Below are 19,280 nucleotides of genomic sequence, written 5' to 3'. Positions count from 1 at the left end.
CACCGCCGCCGGGCGGGTGACGGCGACCGTGGCGCGGGCGGCGCGAGGGGCCCCTTGTCCGACCGGTGCGGTCGGACCAGGGGCCCGGGTGACCTGCCGCCGCAGCGCCTCACCTACTGTCGGCGGCGGGTGTGCCTGTGTCCGTCAGGACAGCGGCGGGTAGGCGTTCTGCATCAGCTGGGCGAACTGCGCCGGGAACCAGGCACCCGAGATCGGGGCGTCCGGCAGGGCACCGCTCATGCTGTTGCCGTTGCGGTCGTTACCGGTGTAGGTCGGGTCGCACATCCGGTCGAAGCCCTTGCCGTCGTTGTTCGGGATCTCGCGGCTGGAGCCGTCCGACTCACCCGGGGGCTTGACCCAGACGTACGCGTCGATGCCGGAGGCCGGCGCGGCCTTCGGCCGCTCGCCCATGCCCGCACCGGACTGGTTGCACCAGTTGCCCTTGTGGATCCGGCGGTCGACGCGACCACCGTCCACGTAGGCGTTCACGCTGGTCGTCGGGCCCGCGGCGGTGGGCCGGTTCGGGCCGCCCCAGCCGTTACGGGAGGTGTCGATCAGCATGCCGATGTTGCTGGGGAAGCCCTGCCGGACCAGTTCCTGACGGAAGGCCTGGGCGAAGCTCTGCTCGTCGTTGTACTGGTTCCAGTCGATCCAGTCCGACTGCCGCACCGTCTGGCCGTTCACCGAGTCGGTGACCTTCGCGTACGGCTCGATCAGCGCCGAGTAGTTCGCGGTGTTGGTGATGAACCCGTGCACGTGGTTGACGGTGCTGCCGGAGGCCGTGGCGGCCTCCTTCAGGATCTGGGCGGTCGGGGTGAAGTTGCTGTCCCAACCGAGCCAGCCGTGGTGCCCGGCGTCGACGTAGTTGTAGACGTTCGAGAACGCGCCCAGCTTGGCCAGGGCGTAGCCGACACCCTGCACGTACGCGCCGTTGGCCTTGACCGTGTCGCACATCACGGTGCCACCCGGGTTGCCGCTGGTGTTGGTCACCAGGTTCGGCAGCGAGTCGACCTCGATGACGTTGATGATCCGGATGTTGCGGTACTTCGCGTCACCCTGGATCGCCGCGATCGGGTCGATGTACTCGGCCTTGTACTTCGGCAGCTCGTTCGCCTGCAGCTCACCGTTGGAGGCGAGCGCCGCGCAGTCGCGGCCGGGCAGGTTGTAGATGACGAACTGGATGTACTGCGCGTTCTGCCGCAGCGCCTCGTCCAGGTGGTCCCGGATCCCCATCGGACCGTTGGACTGGCTGTTGTCGGTGCCCTCGATCGCCGCGATCCGGTCGATCCAGACTGCGGTCGAGATGCTCGACACCCGGTTGCCACCGGCGACCGACTCGGCCTTGGCCTTCCACTCCGGGTTCACGTAACCCCGGGCGTTCAGGTAGGGGTTGTCCACCTTGGTACCGGGCGGCGGCGTGGTGGGCGGCGGGGTCGTCGGCGGCGGCGGCGTGCTCGGCGGCGGGGTCGTCGGCGGCGGCGGCGTGCTCGGCGGCGGAGTCGACGGCGGCGGCGTGGTCGGCGTCGTGCCACCGTTGCAGGCCACCCCGTTGACGGTGAACGAGGTGGGCTTGGGGTTGCTGCCGCTCCACGAGCCGTTGAAGCCGATGTTGGTGCTGGCGCCGGTGGCCAGGTTGCCGTTCCACGACTCGTTCTGCGCGGTCACGTTGCGACCCGACTGGCTCCACCGGGCCGACCAGCCCTGTACGAGCCGCTGGTTGGCGTCGGGGAACGTGAAGCCGAGCGTCCAGTTGCTGAGCGCGTCACCGACGTTCCTGATGGTGACGTTGGCGGTGAAGCCGCCCTGCCAGTCGTTCGTCGTGTACGACACGTCGCACTGCGTCGCCGCGTGCGCCGCGGTCACCGGTAGCGTCACCAAACCGCCCGCGACCAGCGCGCTCGCGCCGGCCAGCGCGACGGCCCGGCGTCGACCGGACAGCCTTCTCCACACATTCATGCCACTGATCTCCTTGGGCGAGACCGGATCCGCGTACGGCCCGGCACGTGGCCCGAAGGACGTCCGGTGCGGACGGCCGCCGGTGCCAACGGGATTCTTCGGGAGCGCCCGACCCGGACGGGCGTTGGTGGTGGTGCGACGACCGGCGTCACCGGTCGGCGGCCAGGTGGTCGTCCGGCGAACCGGATGCCCTCGACACCTGCCTACGCGGTGTGGCTCTGCTCACCGCGTGCAGCGATTCTTGCATGGGAGCGCTTCCATGGCAATGGTTCGATATTTTCGAAACCCTACCGGGGCAAAACCCCCAACTCCACTGCAACGCGAGCGGGCCGCCCTGGCAAGCACTGCACCCCCATCCACCCAGGCACCGGACAGGCCGGCGCGCGCCGGGGCAAGTGCACCGGTACAACCCGGCATACCGAACTAATGCCAGAACACGAATTTTCCCTGCATAAGTCATGAAACGGTCTAACGTCGGTTCTGGCTCGGTTGTTGCCGGCCGCAGGACAACAGGGATGGAGTGACACAGGTCATGGCTAAGAAGATGCTGGGGAAGGTGGTTGCGGGTGCTGCCCTCGGCAGCGCTTCCCTGCTGGTGTTCGCGCCGGGGGCCGCGTACGCCGACGGCCAAGCACAGACGGACGAGGGCAAGGTCTTCGCCAAGCCGCACGCCGTCAAGGCCGGCGAAGAGGTCAAGCTCGTGCAGATCTGCCCCGAGGAGCAGGAGCACCCCTTCGTCTGGTCCAAGGTCACCGGGAAGGTCAAGCTCGAACCGGCTCGGGGCGGCGACTCGCGTGGCGACCACAAGGACTGGCGCGAGGAGAACGGCGCCGCCGAAGGCGCCGACAGCGAGGGCTGGTCCGGCCACGAGCGTTCGCAGCCCGCCGAGGCCGAGTCCGGCAGCGGTTGGGGCGGCGGCGCGGCGGACGCCCGCGACGACTGGAAGGGCGAGGAGCACGGCCAGGAAGCCGAGGGTGGCGACGCGAAGGACCACGGCGAGAAGGACTGGAAGGGCCAGGCCGAGGAGAGCGACTCGGCTGCCGAGGAGTCCACCGGCGGCTGGTCCGGCCGGCACGAGAACGGCGCGGACTCCGCCGAGCACGACTGGTCCGGCAAGGGCGACTGGTCCGACGAGTCGGGCGAGCGCGAATGGTCGGGCAAGGACGACTGGTCCGGCAAGTCAGGCGAAAGTGACTGGTCCGGCGAGTCGGGCGAGCGCGAATGGTCCGGCAAGGGCGACTGGGCGGCCGACGAGGCCGAGGAGCGCGGCTGGGAGCACAAGAAGGACTTCGTCTACTACGGCGAGGCCCAGGTCGCCGAGGACGCCAAGCCCGGCACGTACAAGCTGGAGGGCTCCTGCGGCACGGGCGAGCTGGTCGTCCTGCCGAACGGTGGGGTCGACGGCGGTGACGGTGGCATCGCCACCGGCGCCGACCGTGGTCTGGCCGCCGCCGGGGCGAGCCTGGTCGGCGCGGCCGCCCTCGGCGGCCTCGTGCTGATGCGCCGTCGTCGGGTCGATGAGTTCGCGGCCTGACGCGACGACGAGACGGGCCGGCGGCCGCCACGGTAGACCGTGGCGTGCCGTCGGCACCGCCGTCGTCGTCCTGCTCGCCATGACAGGTTCCGGGCTCGTCGGCGCGTCACTGAAGAGCACCGACGCCGCGCGCCCGCCGCAGCCCGTGGCGGGTACGGCCGACCGCACCCCGCACGGCCCGTTCGCCGAAGCCGACCTCGACGACGCGCGGCGGATACCCGCCGGACTCCCGCGGGCCGCGCCCACCAGGATCGACATCCCCCGCATCGGAGTCCGCGCCGGCATCATGGCGCTCGGCACCAACCCCGACGGCACCGTCCAGGTGCCGCCACTGGACCAGGCGCTGCTCGCCGGTTGGTACGAGCCCGGCCCGAGCCCGGGCGAGCCGGGCAACTCCGTCATCGTCGGACACGTCGACTCGGCCGCGATCGGTCCCGCCGTCTTCTTCTCCCTCGGCGCCCTGCAACCCGGTGACACCGTGAGCGTCGAACGGGCCGACGGCCGGACGGCGACCTTCCGGGTCGACTCGGTGGCCTCGTACCCGAAGGACGCCTTCCCCACCGAGCAGGTGTACGGCCCCAGCGACCGTCCGGGCCTGCGGGTCGTCACCTGCGGCGGCCAGTTCGACGAGGCCACCGGCGACTATCCCGACAACGTGATCGTCTTCGCCACCCTGCTGCCCTGACCACCCCGCCGATCATGCAGTTGTGGCACCGAACGAAGGCCGTGTGTCCACGCGTTCGGGGCGCCACAACTGCATGATCGCGAAGGGCGGGGCGGTCAGTTGGCGGCGGAGGTGCGGACCAGGGTGCGGATCTGGCGCAGCAGCACCGACAGGGCCGCCAGGTCCGCGCGGGACTCGTCGAACTCGCCCATCGCCCGTTCGGCGCGGTGGATCGACGTGGCGTTCGACTGCTCCCACTGCTGTACCCGCTCCTGCGGCGGCAGGTCGCCCGGCGTGGAGTCCAGCACCTCCGCGGTGAGCGCGGCGAGCGCGGCGTACAGGTCGTACCGCAACGCCATCCGCGCCAGCGTCTGCCACCGGTCCTCGCGCGGCAGCAGGGAGATCTTCGACAGCAACGAGTCCACCCGGAACCGGTCGGAGAGCACGAAGTAGACCGAGGCGACCTCGCCGACGTCCCGTCCGGTGCTCGCGGCGGTCTCCACCACGTCCAGCAGACCGAAGCTGTACATCAGTCGGGTACTGCGCTCGGCCAGCTCACGCGGCACCCCACGCTCGGTCATGGAGTCGATGTGGGCCGCGATCGACTCGCGCTCGCTGCCGTAGAAGAGCGTCTCCATCCCGGGCAGCAGCCGGGCGACCCCGTCCCGCAGCCGGGCGATCTCCGCCGGCACGTCGATCGGCGAGCGGCGGTTGGTCACCAGCCACCGGACCGCCCGGTCGAGCAGGCGTCGGGTGTCCAGATAGACGTTCGTCTGCAACTCCGGATCGATCCGGTTGTCCAGCGCCTCGACCGCGTCCCACAGCTCGCGCAGTCCGAAGACCTCACGGACCACCACGTACGCCCGGATCACGTCCGCCGCCGTTGCGGCGGTCTCCTCCACCACCCGGAAGACGAACGAGATCCCACCCCGGTTGATCGCCTCGTTGACCAGCACCGTGGTCACGATGTCGCGACGCAACCGGTGCCGGTCCATCCGGTCGGCGAACCGCTGCCGCATCGGCGTCGGGAAGTAGTTGACCAGCACCTCGCCGGTCCACTCCTCGTCGGGCAGCGCGTCGGTGAGGATCTCCTTCTCCAGGGCGATCTTCACGTACGCCAACAGCACGGCGAACTCCGGCGCGGTCAGCCCGGACTCGGTGCGTACCGCCAGTTCCTCGTCCGGCGGCAGCGCCTCCAGCGACCGGTTCAGCACTCCGGCGCGTTCCAGCTCTGTGATCATCCGGCGGTGCACCGGGAGCAGCGAGGTGGCCTGCGCCTGGGAGTTGTTGATCGCCCGAGCCTGGTCGTAGTTGTCCCGCAGGACCAGCTCCGCGACCTCGTCGGTCATCCGGGCGAGCAATTCGTCCCGCTCGGGAATGGTCAGCTCGCCGTCGGCGACCGCGGTGTTCAGCAGGATCTTGATGTTCACCTCGTGGTCGGAGCAGTCCACCCCGGCCGCGTTGTCGATGAAGTCGGTGTACATCCGGCCACCCGCCTGGGCGTACTCGATCCGGCCGTGCTGGGTGAAGCCGAGGTTGCCACCCTCACCGACCACCCGGCAGCGCAGGCTGCGACCATCCACCCGGATCGCGTCGTTGGACTTGTCGCCGACCTGGGCGTTGGTCTCGCTGGACGCCTTGACGTAGGTACCGATGCCGCCGTTCCAGAACAGATCGACAGGCGCGGTGAGGATGGCCTTCATCAGCTCCTGCGGGCTCAACTGGTCGACGTCGTCGTCGAGCCCGAGCACGGCACGGACCTGTGGTGAGATCGGCACCGACTTCGCCGTACGCGGGTGGATCCCGCCCCCCGCGGAGATCAGCTCGGCGTTGTAGTCCTCCCACGTGGACCGGGTCAGTTCGAACAGCCGCTTCCGTTCCGCGTACGAGGTGGCCGGGTCCGGATCCGGGTCCAGGAAGATGTGCCGGTGGTCGAAGGCGGCCACCAGCCGGATGTGCTCCGACAGCAGCATGCCGTTGCCGAACACGTCACCGGACATGTCGCCGACTCCGGCCACGGTGAAATCCTGGCTCTGGGTGTCGTGCCCCATCTCCCGGAAGTGCCGCTTGACCGACTCCCACGCGCCCCGGGCGGTGATGCCCATCTTCTTGTGGTCGTAGCCGGCCGAGCCGCCGGAGGCGAAGGCGTCGCCCAGCCAGAAGTTGTGCGCGGTCGAGATCTCGTTGGCGGTGTCGGAGAAGGTCGCGGTGCCCTTGTCCGCCGCCACCACCATGTACGGATCGTCACCGTCATGGCGGACCACGTCGTCGGGCGGCACGATCTCGCCGGCCACGATGTTGTCGGTGACGTCCAGCAGCGCCGAGACGAACTCCTGGTAGCAGGTCACCGCCTCGTCCCGGTCACCCGGCTTCTGCTTGAGCACGAAGCCGCCCTTGGCACCCACCGGCACGATGACGGCGTTCTTCACCATCTGCGCCTTGACCAGGCCGAGCACCTCGGTACGGAAGTCCTCCCGCCGGTCGGACCAGCGCAGGCCGCCCCGGGCCACCGGCCCGAACCGCAGGTGCACACCCTCGAACCGGGGCGAGTACACGAAGATCTCGAACTTCGGTCGGGGCGCGGGCAGCTCGGGGATCGCCTGCGGATCGAGCTTGAACGCCACGTACGGCTTCGGTCGCCCACCCACCGGCCGCTGGTAGAAGCTGGTCCGCAGGGTGGCCTGGATCAACGAGAGGTACGAGCGCAGGATCCGGTCCTGGTCCAGGCTGGCCACGTCGTCGAGCGCGGTACGGATCTCGGCCACCAGCTCGGCACCACGTCGCTGGCGCTGCTCGGCAGCGACCGGGCCCGGCTCGAACCGCGCCTCGAACAGCTGCACCAGCAGCGTGGCCAGGTGCGGGTACGCGATGAAGGTCGACTCCATGTAGTCCTGCGAGAACACCGTGCCGGTCTGCCGCAGATACTTCGCGTACGCCCGCAGCACCACCACCTGACGCCAGGTCAGCCCGGCGAGCAGGACCAGCTCGTTGAAGCGGTCCACCTCGGCCTCGCCCCGCCACGCCGCCGCGAAGGCGTTCTCCACGTGCGGGCGCACCTCGGCCAGTTGCTGGTGCCCCTCGGGTAGTCGTAGCCCGAAGTCGTACAGCCAGATCCGGCCGTCGACCCGCTCCACCTCGTACGGGTGCTCGTCGACCACCTTCACGCCGAGCGAGTGCAGCACCGGCAGCACCGCCGAGAGCATCATCGGCTCGCCGTAGCGGTACACCTTGAACCGCACGTCCATCGACTCGTCGACGTCCGGACCCCGGCCACCGGCACGCGGCGCCAACTGCTTGCGGAACAGGTGCATCTCCAGCTGGCCGGGCTCCTCCAGCAGCTCCAGCTTGGCCAGGTCCTTCATCGCCTCGTACGGCGTGTGCCCGTCCTTGTAGCCCTCCGGGAACGCGTCGGCGTACCGGCCGAACAGGTGCTTGGCCTGCTCGTCGCCGAGCTTGCGCTCCAGCACCAGCCGGTAGTCGTCGTCCCACAAGCGGGTGGCGTCGGCCAACTCCTCGGCCAGCAGGTCGGCGTCGATGTCACCGGGCGGGCTCATCGGATCGGTACGCACGATGAAGTGCACCCGGGCCAGCATCGACTCGGTCACCCGGGTGGTGTAGTCCACCCCGACACCGTTCAGCTCACGCAGCAGGATGTCCTGCATCCGCAGCCGGTTCTGGGTGGTGAACCGGTCCCGGGGCAGATAGATCAGACAGGAGATGAACCGCCCGTACGCGTCCCGGCGCAGGAAGACCCGCAACTGCCGGCGACCGGCCATCCGCAGCACCCCGATGACCGCGTGGTACAGGTCGTCGGTCTTGATCTGGAACAGCTCGTCGCGCGGGTACGTCTCCAGGATCTGCATCAGATCCTTGCCGGAGTGGCTGCGCAGGCTCAGGCCCGACCGGTCCAGCACCTCGGCGACCTTGCGCCGGACCACCGGCAGCTCCTGGACGCTGGTCCGGTACGCGGCGGTGGAGAACAGGCCGAGAAAACGGCGCTCGCCCACCACCTCGCCGTTCTCGTCGAAGATCTTGAAGCCGATGTAGTCGAGGTACGCCGAACGGTGCACGGTGGCCCGCGAGTTCGCCTTGGTGATGATCAACAGGCGCTTCTCGGTGACCTTCTCGTGCGCCTCGGGCGTCATCGAGGACAGCGCCCGCGCCTCCGGCGAGTCCTGGCGCAGGATGCCCAGCCCGGTGCCGAGCACCGCCTCCAACGCCGGCCCGTCCGCCGCCGCGTTCGGCACCAGCCGGTACTCCCGGTAGCCGAGGAAGGTGAAGTGGTCGTGCGCGAGCCAGCGCAGCAGCTCGACCGAGTCGGTGATGTCCTTCTCCGGCACCGGTGGCCGGTTGTCGCTGGTCCGCGCGGCGGCCAACTCGTCGGCCAGGGCGAGGGCGCGCTGGCGCATCTTCGGCCAGTCCTCGACGGCCTCCCGCACGTCGGTCAGCACCCGCTGCAACTCCCGGCGCAGCTTGTCCCGCTCCTCCGGGTCGCGGACCGGGTCGATCTCGATCCGCATCCAGCTCTCGACCAGGTCACCGGAGATCGCGTCGTCCGGTTCCACGTCGGCGGCAACCTCGACCAGCCGCCCCAACGGCTCCCGACGCACCACGACCAGCGGGTGCACGAGCAGGTGGACGTCCAGGTGATGGGTGTTGAGCAGGGCGGTCACCGAATCGACCAGGAACGGCATGTCGTCGGTGACGATCTCGATGACGCTGTGGTGCTGCTCCGCGTCGGGTGAGTGGATCCGCAGCTTCAACTCGCCCGGCACCCGCTGCCGGGCCAGCTCCCGGTGCGCACGGGCGGCGTCGAGCATCTCCTCGGCAGTGAACCCGATCAGCTCCTCGTCCGGCGCGAACCGCCAGAACCTGCCCACCAGGGTCGCCGCGTCGTGGTCGTCGCCGGCAAGCGACACGGCCTGGGCCACGAGTCGCTCGGCGTTGGGCACCGGCTCGTCGAACTCGGAGTCCTCCGCGTCGTCGGCGAGCGCCTCCGGCGGCAGTCCCAGATCGTAGAGGGTGTCGATGCTCGAACCGGTCATTCCGGTCGCGCCTGTGTCTAGCCGACCGAACCCGTCACCGTCGGTCGCCGTGTCGAAACTGTCGTCCCGGCCGGTGTCAACCTGCCGGAGGTCGGGTTCCGGTTTGATCGCCGGACGCCGGTCCATCGGTGCCACTCCCCTCGACCCACAACGCTGTGGGTCACTCTGCCGCCAAGCCTAGGCCGACCGATCGGTACTTCCGTCGGCGGACCACCGGCCGGACGTCCGGATCTCCGACGCCGTCCTTTCACCCCTTGCGGTACGAGGTTCGACCGGGTTCGGAGTACCCCGCCTGATGTTGTTCATCACACCGTCACGAGACCGTCTTTTCGCCTGGCCAGGACCAGCGGGGCAGTGGCCGGCCCCCCGGCGTACTAGCGTGCGGAGCAGCCGACCTGGAGGAAGCACAGATGTTCGTTCCGCGCCGACACCGCCGCAGGCGGTCGCCACTGGCCGTCGCCGCCACCTGCCTGGTCGTAGCGGCCGGCCTGGTCGCCTGCTCCGGTGAGGACGGCCCGCAGGGCACCGTCGACGCCTTCCTGGAGGGTTGGCGTAAGGGCGACCTGAACGCGGTCGGCTTTGTCGACCCGACCGGTGCGAAGATCTCCGCCGGCACCGTCGTACAGGAGATCCGGGAGCTTTCCGGCGAACTCGTCGACGCGCCGCTCACGCTGACCCGCCAGGGCGACCCCGAGGTCGTCCAGAACACCGCCACCGCCAGCGTCCGGGCGGAGTGGACGCTTCCGGGCGGGACGAGGTGGGCGTACGACCGGCCGGTGCGGCTGACCCAGGGCCGCGACGACCAGTGGCAGGTCATCTGGGAGCCGCAGATCGTCCAGGAACAGCTGACCCGCGGCGATCGGCTGGGCCTGCGGCGGGATCGGGCCACCCGGGCCACCGTGCTCGACGGTGCCGGTGAGCCGATCGTGGCGCCCCGCGACGTGGTCCGGGTGGGGTTGCAGCCAAACGAGGTGACCGACGTCAAGGCCATGATCCGCGAACTGGACAGCGCGTTCCGCGCGATCCGGCCGGCGATCACCCCGCCGGTCGACCTGTCGGACCTGCCGAAGCGGCTGAAGGAGGCGAAACCGGACGCGTTCGTCGAGGTGGTCACCCTGCGTGACGAGGCGTACCGACAGATCAAGTCCCGCATCTACCCGCTGTCCGGGACGAAGTTCCCGACCGACAAGCTGGACCTCGCACCCACCCGCGAGTTCGCCCGGGCGGTGCTCGGCACCGTCGACCCCGCGTACGCCGAGGATCTCGCCAACCATCCCGACCGCTACTCCCCTGGCGACCTCGTCGGTCACGGTGGGTTGCAGGGCCGCTGGGACGAACGGTTGCGCGGCGTACCGGGCCTGGCCGTCGTCATCAACCGGGCCGGGCCCGACGGCACCGTCGAGTCGACCGGCACCGAGGTGTTCCGCAGCGAACCCCAGCCCGGCCAGCCGGTTCGCACCACCCTCGACGTGGCCACCCAGAACGCCGCGGACCGGGCGCTGCGCGCGGAACGCCGGCGGGCCGCCCTGGTGGCCGTTCGGATCACCGACGGTGCCGTGCTCGCCGCCGCCAACGGGCCCGGCGCCACCGGGGAGAACCTGGCCTTCACCGCCCAGGTGCCACCCGGTTCGACCTTCAAGATGGTCAGCGCGTTCGGGCTGATCGAGCGCGGCGCGGTCACCCCCGACACCACCGTCGCCTGCCCGAAGCGGTTCGTCGTGGACGGGCGCGCCTTCAAGAACTCCGACGACTTCGCCCTCGGCGAGGTGCCGTTCCGCACCGACTTCGCCAAGTCGTGCAACACCGCCTTCGCCGCGCTCGCTCCCCAGCTGGGCGCGGACGGCCTGGCCGCCGCCGGACGCACCCTCGGTCTGGAAGGCGAGTGGGGAGACCTGGGCCTGGACGCCTTCACCGGCAAGGTCTCCGCCAACGGCGGTGCCACCGAACAGGCCGCCGCGGCGATCGGCCAGGGCACCACCGTGGTCAGCCCGCTGGCCATGGCGGCGGCGACCGCCGCCGTCGCCAGGGGTCAGTTCGTCCCGCCGAAGCTGCTGCTCGATCCGGCGCCGGCCTCGGCACCCGGGCCCGGACCGCAGTTGCCGCCCGAGGCGGTGACGGCGGTCCAGGAGATGATGCGCGAGGTGGTCACCAGCGGCTCCGGGACCGCCCTGCGGGACGTGCCGGGTGAGCCGGTGCACGGCAAGACCGGCACCGCCGAGTACGACGACAACCCGGAGAACACCCACGCCTGGTTCGTCGGCTGGCAGGGCGACGTCGCGTTCGCCGTCTTCGTCGAGAAGGGCGGCTCCGGCAGCGGCACCGCGGTACCGATCGCCGAGCGCTTCCTACGTGCCCTGGCCGACTAACCCCCTCAGCCCCCCACCGCCGCTGATCCCCCGCCCCGCTCTCCGACAAGCAACTTCGGGGTTGTTGCTGGGTCAGCGAGGCCTCCAGGCAGCAACAACTCTGAAGTTGTCCGGAACGGCGGCGGGATGAGACGGCGGCGCTCTGTCAGGCGGCCGGCCCGCCGGTGGCGGTCGCCGGACGAGTGCCCCCCGTCGAGAAAGCGGTGCCGCCCAGGTCACCATCGGCTACACCACCATCGGCCAAGCCATGATCAGCCAGGCCACCACCGACCGGGTCACCGCCGCCACCCACACCGCCACTGCCGTCGCCCGCGCCGCCGCCGTCCGTGCCGCCGCCACCGCCCACGCCACCGCCACTCCGGCGACCGTCGCTGTGGCGATGGTCGTCGGCCTGACCGCGGTCGACCGGCGCCGGTGCGTCCGGTGGGCCGGGTTGATCGAGGCCCCGGCGCGGGCCGGGGGTGGGACGGAGCCTCTCCTCGGGACGCAGCCGAGGTGGCGCCGAGCCGGGGGCGGTCACCGGCCGCAGGCCGGACACCACGGTGTTGACGATCTCCGCGGCGTACGCGCCGTCCGGGTCGTAGTCGGGGTCGAAGACGGTCAGCTCGACGCCGAGGCAGTGCGGGGTGTCGACCAGACCGGCGAGCAGGATCTCCAGCTCGGCGAAGGCGATGCCACCGGGATCGGGCGCGTCGACCGCCGGCATCACGGCGGGGTCGAGCACGTCCACGTCGACGTGCACCCAGTAGCCGGCGCAGTCGGCCAGTTGCTCGTGCGCCCACTGGGCGGTACGCGCCGCACCCTCGGCGCGCAGCGCCGGCACCGGCCGGGTGATGATCCCGGCGGCCTGCAGGTCGAGCCGGTACTCGTCCTGGGCACGGATGCCGAGCACCACCACGTCGACGTCCCGGAAGTAGGGTCGCCGTCCCTCGATGCCCGCCAGGTCGGCCTGGCCACGGCCGGTGACCAGGGCGAGATCCTCACCCGCCGCCGCACCCACGTACGACGCGTTCCCGGGGTGCCGGAAGTCGGAGTGGCCGTCGACGAAGACCAGCCCGATCCGGCCACCCACCGCCTCGCCGAGCCGGTGCATGGCCAGCGCCGAGCCGAGCAGGATCGAGCAGTCACCGCCGAGGACCACGGGAAACTCGCCCCGGTCGATGATCGCGCCGATCCGGTCGGCCAGTGCCGCCGAGTAGTCGGCGATCTCCCGCGCGTGACAGACGCCGTCGCCCGGTCGCCAGTCACCGGCGTCGTAGCGGGGCGGGGTCAGGCAACCCGCGTCGCGGGCCCGCAACCGGGGTAGCAACCCCTGGTCCCGGAGCGCGCCGGGCGCCTTCCCGCAGCCGGGAACGGAGGTGGGCGTGGGCGGGCGCAGGCCGAGGTTGCTCGGCGCGTCGAGGACGGCGATCCGGCGCATCATGGGCCGCCTTCGTTCGCGACTGCGGGGCTCGCAAGCTCACTCCTCGCGCTCACCTAAGCTCCCGTCCTCTTGGTGTGGAGGCGGGCCGGCGACACGCCGGCCCGCGCTGGCGTGGCAGGTACTCAGAACAGGGCGCTGGCCAAGGCCCGGCGGGCCGAGGCGACGGCGGGGTCGTCCGGGCCGGCGATGGCGAACAGGCCGACCAGGTGCTGGCGTACCTTCTCCCGGTCGTCACCCGCGGTGCGGCGGACCAACCCGACCAGGCGCTGGTACGCCTGATCGGCCAGACCGCTGAGCACCTCGATGTCGGCGGCGAGCAGTTGGGCGTCGACGTCGTCGGGTTTGGCCGCCGCGGCGGTGAGCGCGGCCTGCGGGTCGGCGCCGGCCACCCGGCGGGCGAGTCCCACCTGGGCCAGCCCGGCCTCGGCGGCGGCGTCCGCCGGGGTTTCGGCGAGGATCTTCCGGTACGCCTGCTCGGCGGCGTCCAGGTCGCCGCTCATCAGCGCGTCGTCCGCCTCGTCGAGCCGTGGATCCTCCGGCTCGGCCACGCTCACCCCGCCGGCCTTGAGCACGGCCTGGATCCACTGCCGCAGCTGCGCCTCGGGCACCACGCCGGAGAAGGCGTCGACGGGCTGCCCGCCGACCACCGCGTACACCATCGGGATGCCCTGGACCCGGAACATCTGCGCGAGCCTCGGGTTGGCGTCCACGTCGACCTTGGCGAGCACCCAGGCGCCGCCACCCTCCACCGCCAGCCGTTCCAGCACCGGGGAGAGTTGCTTGCAGGGCTGACACCACTCGGCCCAGAAGTCGATCACGACGGGTGTGGTCAGCGAGCGCTCCAGGACCTCGGACTGGAAGGTCGCCTCGGTCACGTCGATGACGGTGACCCCGCCGACGGCGCCGCCGGGTGCCCCGGCGGGCGGGCCGGCCTGGACCGGAGCCGGTGTGGAACTGGGGGCAGGGGTGCGCAGCGCGCTGAGGTCGACCGCGCCGCGGGTGAAGATCGACGAGGTGATCCGTGGGTCGCTCATGGTTGTCTAGTCTCGCACGCAGCCCGCCGAACTCGGATCAGCCTCGGCCCGCGCAGTTGCCACTGTCACCCCTGCCCAACCGCCCTGGTGGGCCGAAGGTCAGAACCGTGCGGGCTCGCGGTAAACGCCCCATTCGGCCCGCAACGCGTCGCAGATCTCGCCCAGCGTCGCCTCCGCCCGGACGGCGTCAAGCATCGCCGGGATCATGTTCCCCCCGGTACGGCTCACCGCCACCATCGCCTCGACCGCGGCACGTACCCGGCCCTCGTCCCGGGCGCGCTTGCGCTCGGCCAGCGTCCGGCGCTGTTCCACCTCCACCTCGTGCGAGATACGCAGGATCTCCAACTCCTTGGCGACCGTACCGGTGTGGCAGTTGACGCCGACGATCTTCTTGTCGCCCTTCTCCAGCGCCTGCTGGTACGCGAACGCGGCCTCGGCGATCTGTCCGGTGAACCAGCCGTCCTCGATGCCCCGCAGGATCCCGGAGGTCATCGGCCCGATCTGGTGCGGTCCGTCGCCACCGAGCGCCCGGATCCGGTCGAAGATCTTCTCCGCCTCGGCCTCGATCCGGTCGGTCAGCGCCTCGACGTACCAGGAGCCGCCCAGCGGGTCGGCCACGTTCGTCACCCCGATCTCCTCCATCAGCACCTGCTGGGTACGCAGGGCGATCTCGGCGGAGGAGTCGGTGGGCAGGGCGAGGGTCTCGTCCAGGGCGTTGGTGTGCAGCGAGTTGGTGCCACCGAGCACCGCGGCGAGCGCCTCGACGGCGGTGCGTACCACGTTGTTGACCGGCTGCTGCGCGGTCAGCGACACGCCGGCGGTCTGGGTGTGGAAACGCAGCCACAGCGCCTTCTCACTGGTGGCGCCGTAGACGTCACGCAACCAGCGGGCCCAGATCCGGCGGGCGGCCCGGAACTTGGCGATCTCCTCGAAGAAGTCGACGTGCGAGTCGAAGAAGAAGCTCAGCCCCGGGGCGAAGACGTTGACGTCGAGCCCGCGCGACAGCCCCAGTTCGACGTAGCCGAAGCCGTCGGCCAACGTGTACGCCAGCTCCTGCGCGGCCGTCGAGCCGGCCTCCCGGATGTGGTACCCGGAGACCGACAGCGGCTTGTAGCGCGGGATCTCGGCCGCGCAGTACTCCATCAGGTCGCCGATCAGGCGCAGGTGCGGCTCCGGGTCGAACAGCCACTCCTTCTGCGCGATGTACTCCTTGAAGATGTCGGTCTGCAACGTCCCGTCGAGGCTCGACAGGTCGGCGCCCTGACGCTCGGCGGCGACCAGGTACATGCAGAACACCGGCACCGCCGGGCCGGAGATGGTCATGCTCGTGGTGACCCCGGCCAGGTCGATGCCGTCGAAGAGCGCCTCCATGTCGGCGGCGCTGTCCACCGCCACCCCGCAGTGGCCCACCTCGCCGAGCGACTGCGGGTCGTCGGAGTCGCGCCCCATCAGGGTGGGCATGTCGAAGGCGACCGAGAGCCCGCCGCCACCGGCGCCCAGGATCATCTTGTAGCGCTCGTTCGTCTGCCGGGCGTTGCCGAACCCGGCGAACTGGCGGATGGTCCAGGTCCGCCCCCGGTAGCCGGTCGGGTGCAGACCCCGGGTGTAGGGGAACTCCCCGGGCCAGCCGATCCGCTCGAAGCCCGGGTACGCGACGCCCTCCGGCGGACCGTAGACCGGCTCGACGGGCATCCCGGAGAGCGTGGTGAAGTCGGCGTCCCGCTTGCGCGCGGAGTCGTAGCGGGCCTGCCAGCGGGCCCGCCCGGCCGCGATGTCGTCGGCGTTCATCCCCGGGCTCCTCCTCGAGTCCTCGACTGCATCGAGTGTAGAGCCCCTACCTGAACGATCGATAAGGTAGTTCGTACCGGCCGGTAACCCGAGCTGCGCGAACTCAGCCGGCGGGACCGTCGATGGCCACGTCGTCCACCCGGATGTTGATCTCGTCGACCCGCAGCCCGTACGCCTCCACCGCCCTGGTCACCGCGACCCGCACCGCCGTGGTCACCTCGGGCACCGGATGCCCGGCGTCGGTCACGAGCACCAGGTTGATCACGGCACCGCCGTTCGTCACGTGCGCCGAGCACCCCCGCCGCGCGTCACCGACCTGGTCGAGCCCCACCCGGTCGAGCACCGCGTTGAAGAACCGGGCGATGTCGCCACCCAGCTCGACCACGCCCGGCACCGACTTCGCCGCCGCCACCGCGATCTTCTCCACCACCTCGTCCGAGATGTGGGTGCGCCCGCCCGCCACCGCGTCCGGCGTCATCGCCAGCTCCTGCGTCATCTCGTGATCCATACGTCCCCCAGCGGCCGTCGCGGCAGCCGCGCAACCGCGCGGCGGTGCGAGCCTAACCGTCTCCGACGGTCCGCAGTGGACGCGGTTACCCGGAGAGCTGAGCGAGCAACGCCTCGGCCGCCGCGTACGGATCGGTGGCACCGGCCGCCACCTCGGCGGCGAGCGCGGGCAGCTGCGTACCGTCGCGCAGCGAGCCGATCCGGGCGCGGAGCACGCCCAGCGCGATCGCCTCGACCTCGGCGGCGGCCCGTGCCTCGCGCCGCCGGCGCAGCTCGTCGTGCTCGACCAGCCAGGCGCGGTGCTTGTCGATCGCGGCGGCGACGTCGTCGATGCCCTCGCCGCGCGCGGCGATCGTCCGCACCACCTGCGGACGCCACTGGCCCGGCCCACGCTCGCCGAGGGCGATCATGCCCTGGATGTCGCGGACCGTGGCGTCGGCGCCGTCCCGGTCGGCCTTGTTGACCACGAAGACGTCGGCGATCTCCAGGATGCCGGCCTTCACCGCCTGGATCGCGTCGCCCATTCCGGGCGCGAGCAGCACCAGCGTGGTGTCGGCCAGGGAGGCCACCTCGACCTCCGCCTGCCCGACGCCGACGGTCTCCACGAGCACCACGTCGCAACCGGCGCCCTCCAGCACCCGCACCGCCTGCGGGGTGGCCGCCGACAACCCACCGAGATGCCCCCGGCTGGACATCGAGCGGATGTAGACGCCCGGGTCGGTGGCATGGTCCTGCATCCGCACCCGGTCACCGAGGATCGCACCGCCGGTGAACGGGCTGGACGGGTCGATGGCCAGCACCCCCACCCGGTGACCGTGCGCCCGCAGGGCCCGGACCAGCTCGTTGGTGGTGGTGGACTTGCCCACCCCCGGCGAGCCGGTCAGGCCCACCACCTGGGCCCGTCCGGTGTACGGGGCGAGCGCCGCGGCGATGGCCGGCACGGTCCCGTCGCCCGACTCGACCAGGGTGATCAGCCGGGCGACCGCGCGGGGGTCACCGTCGCGGGCCCGTTCGACGAGCATCGGTACGTCCCGGCTGCGGCGCACCGAACCGGTGGCCGCCGCCGGGACGTGGGTGTCCGACTCGCTCACAGATCGGTTTCGCTGGGGTCGGGCACATGGATGATCAGCGCGTCGCCCTGGCCCCCGCCGCCGCACAGCGCGGCCGCGCCGGTGCCGCCGCCGCGCCGCTTGAGCTCCAACGCGAGGGTGAGCACGAGCCGGGCGCCGGACATGCCGATCGGGTGGCCGAGCGCGATCGCACCGCCGTTGACGTTGACCTTGTCCGGGCTGACCCCGAGGTCACGGATCGACTGGATGCCCACCTGGGCGAACGCCTCGTTGATCTCGATCAGGTCGAGGTCGGAGACGGCCAGGCCACCCTTGCGCAGGGCGTGCTGGATGGCGTTGGACGGCTGCGAGTGCAGGGAGTTGTCCGGACCCGCCACGTTTCCGTGCGCACCCACCTCGGCCAGCCAGGCCAGACCCAGCTCCTTGGCCTTCGCCTTGCTCATCACCACCACGGCGGCGGCGCCGTCGGAGATCGGCGAGGAACTGCCGGCGGTGATGGTGCCGTCGGAGGTGAACGCCGGACGGAGCTTGGCCAGGGACTCCGCGGTGGTGTCCGGCCGGATGCCCTCGTCCTCGCTGATCACCAGCGGGTCACCCTTGCGCTGCGGGATGACCACCGGGGTGATCTCCTCGGCGAAGTGGCCGTTCTTCTGGGCGGCGGCGGCACGCTGGTGGCTGCCGGCCGCGAACTCGTCCTGCTCCTGGCGGGTGATGCCGCGGGCGCTGCCGTGCCGCTCGGTGGACTCGCCCATCGAGCAGCAGTCCCAGGCGTCGGTCAGCCCGTCGAGCGCCATGTGGTCCTTGATCACCACGTCGCCGTACTTGTAGCCGGCACGCTGGCCGAGCATCAGGTGCGGGGCGTTGGTCATCGACTCCATGCCGCCGGCCACCACGATGTCGAACTCGCCGGCCCGGATCAGCTGGTCGGCCAGGGCGATCGCGTCGAGACCGGAGAGGCAGACCTTGTTGATCGTCAGGGCCGGCACGGACATCGGGATGCCGGCCTCGACGGCCGCCTGCCGGGCGGGGATCTGCCCGGTGCCGGCCTGGAGCACCTGGCCCATGATCACGTACTGCACCTGGTCGGGTGCGACTCCCGCCCGTTCGAGCGCGGCGGAGATGGCGATGCCGCCGAGTTTGGTCGCCGGTAGGTCCTTGAGGTTGCCCAGCAGGCGCCCCATCGGGGTCCGCGCGCCGCTGACGATCACCGAAGCCATACCTGCCTCCGAGGGGATGCCGCACTGTACGCCTTAACGAATGTTCGGCCAGACTAACGTCATGCCTGAGAACTCCCCCGCCGAGCCCGCTGCCGACTATGTCACAGACATCGGCCTGCGCCGCATCGACCATGTCGGGATCGCGGTGCCCGACCTCGACGTCGCCATCGACTTCTATCAGCGCACGTTCGGGATGCGCTGCGTGCACACCGAGACCAACACCGAGCAGGGTGTCCGGGAGGCGATGTTGACGGTCGGGCCGAGCGCCGAGGGTGGTTGTGTGCAACTGCTCGCGCCGCTGACCCCGCAGTCGACGATCGCGAAGTTCCTGGACCGCAACGGCCCGGGCGTTCAGCAGGTGGCGTACACGGTGGCCGACATCGACGCGGCCTGCGCGGCGCTGCGCGAGCGTGGCGTGCGGCTGCTCTACGAGACCCCGAAGCGCGGCACCGCCGACTCCCGGATCAACTTCGTGCACCCGAAGGACGCCGGCGGCGTATTGATCGAACTGGTGCAACCGGCCGCGTCCCACTGACCCGACCCGCGCCCACCCGACCCGACGAGCCGCGAGCACGGAGGTGTGCGCTTGCCCGGGCAGGCACGCACCTCCGCGCAGTGGCCGATGCACTTTCTCACAGGAGGCTTCCAGCCTTAGCTACCGTTCAGTAACCTCCGG

12 protein-coding genes are annotated in these 19,280 nt (G+C 70.9%); 4 read left to right on the top strand and 8 right to left on the bottom strand.

Translation table 11 applies throughout. The features are described from left to right. Positions 1–144: 144 nt before the first annotated feature. Complete coding sequence (locus V5O40_RS20765; protein ID WP_332907015.1) at positions 145–1,956, bottom strand: glycoside hydrolase family 6 protein; 1,812 nt, start codon at positions 1,954–1,956, stop codon at positions 145–147. Between the two features lie 532 nt (positions 1,957–2,488). Between V5O40_RS20765 and V5O40_RS20760 the strand changes: the two genes are divergently transcribed. Both V5O40_RS20760 and V5O40_RS20755 read left to right on the top strand, forming a co-directional pair. After that, complete coding sequence (locus tag V5O40_RS20760) at positions 2,489–3,490, top strand: hypothetical protein (RefSeq protein ID WP_332907014.1); 1,002 nt, start codon at positions 2,489–2,491, stop codon at positions 3,488–3,490. After that, positions 3,474–4,175, top strand: coding sequence for a class F sortase (locus V5O40_RS20755; protein ID WP_332907013.1), 702 nt, complete (start codon positions 3,474–3,476; stop codon positions 4,173–4,175). Before V5O40_RS20760 ends, V5O40_RS20755 begins: the two co-directional genes overlap by 17 nt. A gap of 95 nt (positions 4,176–4,270) precedes the next feature. Here the strand turns inward: V5O40_RS20755 and V5O40_RS20750 are convergent, their stop codons facing one another. Next, positions 4,271–9,325: an NAD-glutamate dehydrogenase gene (locus tag V5O40_RS20750; RefSeq protein WP_332907012.1), complete on the bottom strand. Its 5,055-nt coding sequence runs from the start codon at positions 9,323–9,325 to the stop codon at positions 4,271–4,273. A gap of 284 nt (positions 9,326–9,609) precedes the next feature. Between V5O40_RS20750 and V5O40_RS20745 the strand changes: the two genes are divergently transcribed. Continuing rightward, entirely contained in the window at positions 9,610–11,565 is a 1,956-nt protein-coding gene (locus V5O40_RS20745) for a penicillin-binding transpeptidase domain-containing protein (protein WP_332907011.1), read from the top strand. A 145-nt stretch (positions 11,566–11,710) separates the two neighbouring features. Here the strand turns inward: V5O40_RS20745 and V5O40_RS20740 are convergent, their stop codons facing one another. The 6 genes from V5O40_RS20740 to V5O40_RS20715 form a co-directional block, all read right to left on the bottom strand. Then, positions 11,711–12,988, bottom strand: a complete 1,278-nt coding sequence (locus V5O40_RS20740) for an arginase family protein (RefSeq protein WP_408631914.1) — start codon at positions 12,986–12,988, stop codon at positions 11,711–11,713. Between the two features lie 122 nt (positions 12,989–13,110). Continuing rightward, a complete protein-coding gene (locus V5O40_RS20735; RefSeq protein ID WP_281582169.1) occupies positions 13,111–14,022 on the bottom strand; it encodes a tetratricopeptide repeat protein in 912 nt (303 codons plus the stop codon). A gap of 99 nt (positions 14,023–14,121) precedes the next feature. Then, on the bottom strand, positions 14,122–15,810 hold the full coding sequence (locus V5O40_RS20730) for an acyl-CoA mutase large subunit family protein (protein ID WP_332907010.1): 1,689 nt from the start codon (positions 15,808–15,810) through the stop codon (positions 14,122–14,124). Positions 15,811–15,913: 103 nt separating this feature from the next. Further along, a complete protein-coding gene (locus V5O40_RS20725) occupies positions 15,914–16,318 on the bottom strand; it encodes an Asp23/Gls24 family envelope stress response protein (protein WP_269738029.1) in 405 nt (134 codons plus the stop codon). An 85-nt stretch (positions 16,319–16,403) separates the two neighbouring features. Next, a complete protein-coding gene (gene meaB, locus V5O40_RS20720; protein ID WP_408631915.1) occupies positions 16,404–17,339 on the bottom strand; it encodes a methylmalonyl Co-A mutase-associated GTPase MeaB in 936 nt (311 codons plus the stop codon). 65 nt (positions 17,340–17,404) lie between these two features. Then, positions 17,405–18,604 carry an acetyl-CoA C-acetyltransferase gene (locus V5O40_RS20715; protein ID WP_332907007.1) on the bottom strand — a complete coding sequence of 400 codons (1,200 nt, stop codon included), beginning with the start codon at positions 18,602–18,604 and terminating at the stop codon, positions 17,405–17,407. A 61-nt stretch (positions 18,605–18,665) separates the two neighbouring features. Here V5O40_RS20715 and mce point away from each other — a divergent pair, with 61 nt between their 5' ends. Beyond that, positions 18,666–19,139 (top strand): methylmalonyl-CoA epimerase, encoded by a 474-nt coding sequence (mce, locus tag V5O40_RS20710; protein WP_164447615.1) that lies wholly within the window; start codon positions 18,666–18,668, stop codon positions 19,137–19,139. Positions 19,140–19,280: the final 141 nt, after the last annotated feature.

The sequence above is a fragment of the Micromonospora palythoicola genome, from assembly GCF_036689795.1.
GTDB classification, from domain to species: Bacteria; Actinomycetota; Actinomycetes; order Mycobacteriales; family Micromonosporaceae; genus Micromonospora; species Micromonospora palythoicola.
The sequence above is the reverse complement of the archived record's forward strand: the minus strand, read 5'-3'. Positions and strand labels throughout refer to the sequence as shown.

Excerpts from the sequence above, each read along its gene's own strand:
- mce (WP_164447615.1), top strand. The coding sequence starts at position 18,666 with ATGCCTGAGAACTCCCCCGCCGAGCCCGCTGCCGACTATGTCACAGAC.
- V5O40_RS20755 (WP_332907013.1), top strand. The coding sequence starts at position 3,474 with ATGAGTTCGCGGCCTGACGCGACGACGAGACGGGCCGGCGGCCGCCAC.
- V5O40_RS20735 (WP_281582169.1), bottom strand. The coding sequence starts at position 14,022 with ATGAGCGACCCACGGATCACCTCGTCGATCTTCACCCGCGGCGCGGTC.
- V5O40_RS20725 (WP_269738029.1), bottom strand. The coding sequence starts at position 16,318 with ATGGATCACGAGATGACGCAGGAGCTGGCGATGACGCCGGACGCGGTG.
- V5O40_RS20750 (WP_332907012.1), bottom strand. The coding sequence starts at position 9,325 with ATGGACCGGCGTCCGGCGATCAAACCGGAACCCGACCTCCGGCAGGTT.
- V5O40_RS20765 (WP_332907015.1), bottom strand. The coding sequence starts at position 1,956 with ATGAATGTGTGGAGAAGGCTGTCCGGTCGACGCCGGGCCGTCGCGCTG.
- V5O40_RS20715 (WP_332907007.1), bottom strand. The coding sequence starts at position 18,604 with ATGGCTTCGGTGATCGTCAGCGGCGCGCGGACCCCGATGGGGCGCCTG.
- V5O40_RS20740 (WP_408631914.1), bottom strand. The coding sequence starts at position 12,988 with ATGATGCGCCGGATCGCCGTCCTCGACGCGCCGAGCAACCTCGGCCTG.
- V5O40_RS20745 (WP_332907011.1), top strand. The coding sequence starts at position 9,610 with ATGTTCGTTCCGCGCCGACACCGCCGCAGGCGGTCGCCACTGGCCGTC.
- meaB (WP_408631915.1), bottom strand. The coding sequence starts at position 17,339 with ATGCTCGTCGAACGGGCCCGCGACGGTGACCCCCGCGCGGTCGCCCGG.
- V5O40_RS20760 (WP_332907014.1), top strand. The coding sequence starts at position 2,489 with ATGGCTAAGAAGATGCTGGGGAAGGTGGTTGCGGGTGCTGCCCTCGGC.
- V5O40_RS20730 (WP_332907010.1), bottom strand. The coding sequence starts at position 15,810 with ATGAACGCCGACGACATCGCGGCCGGGCGGGCCCGCTGGCAGGCCCGC.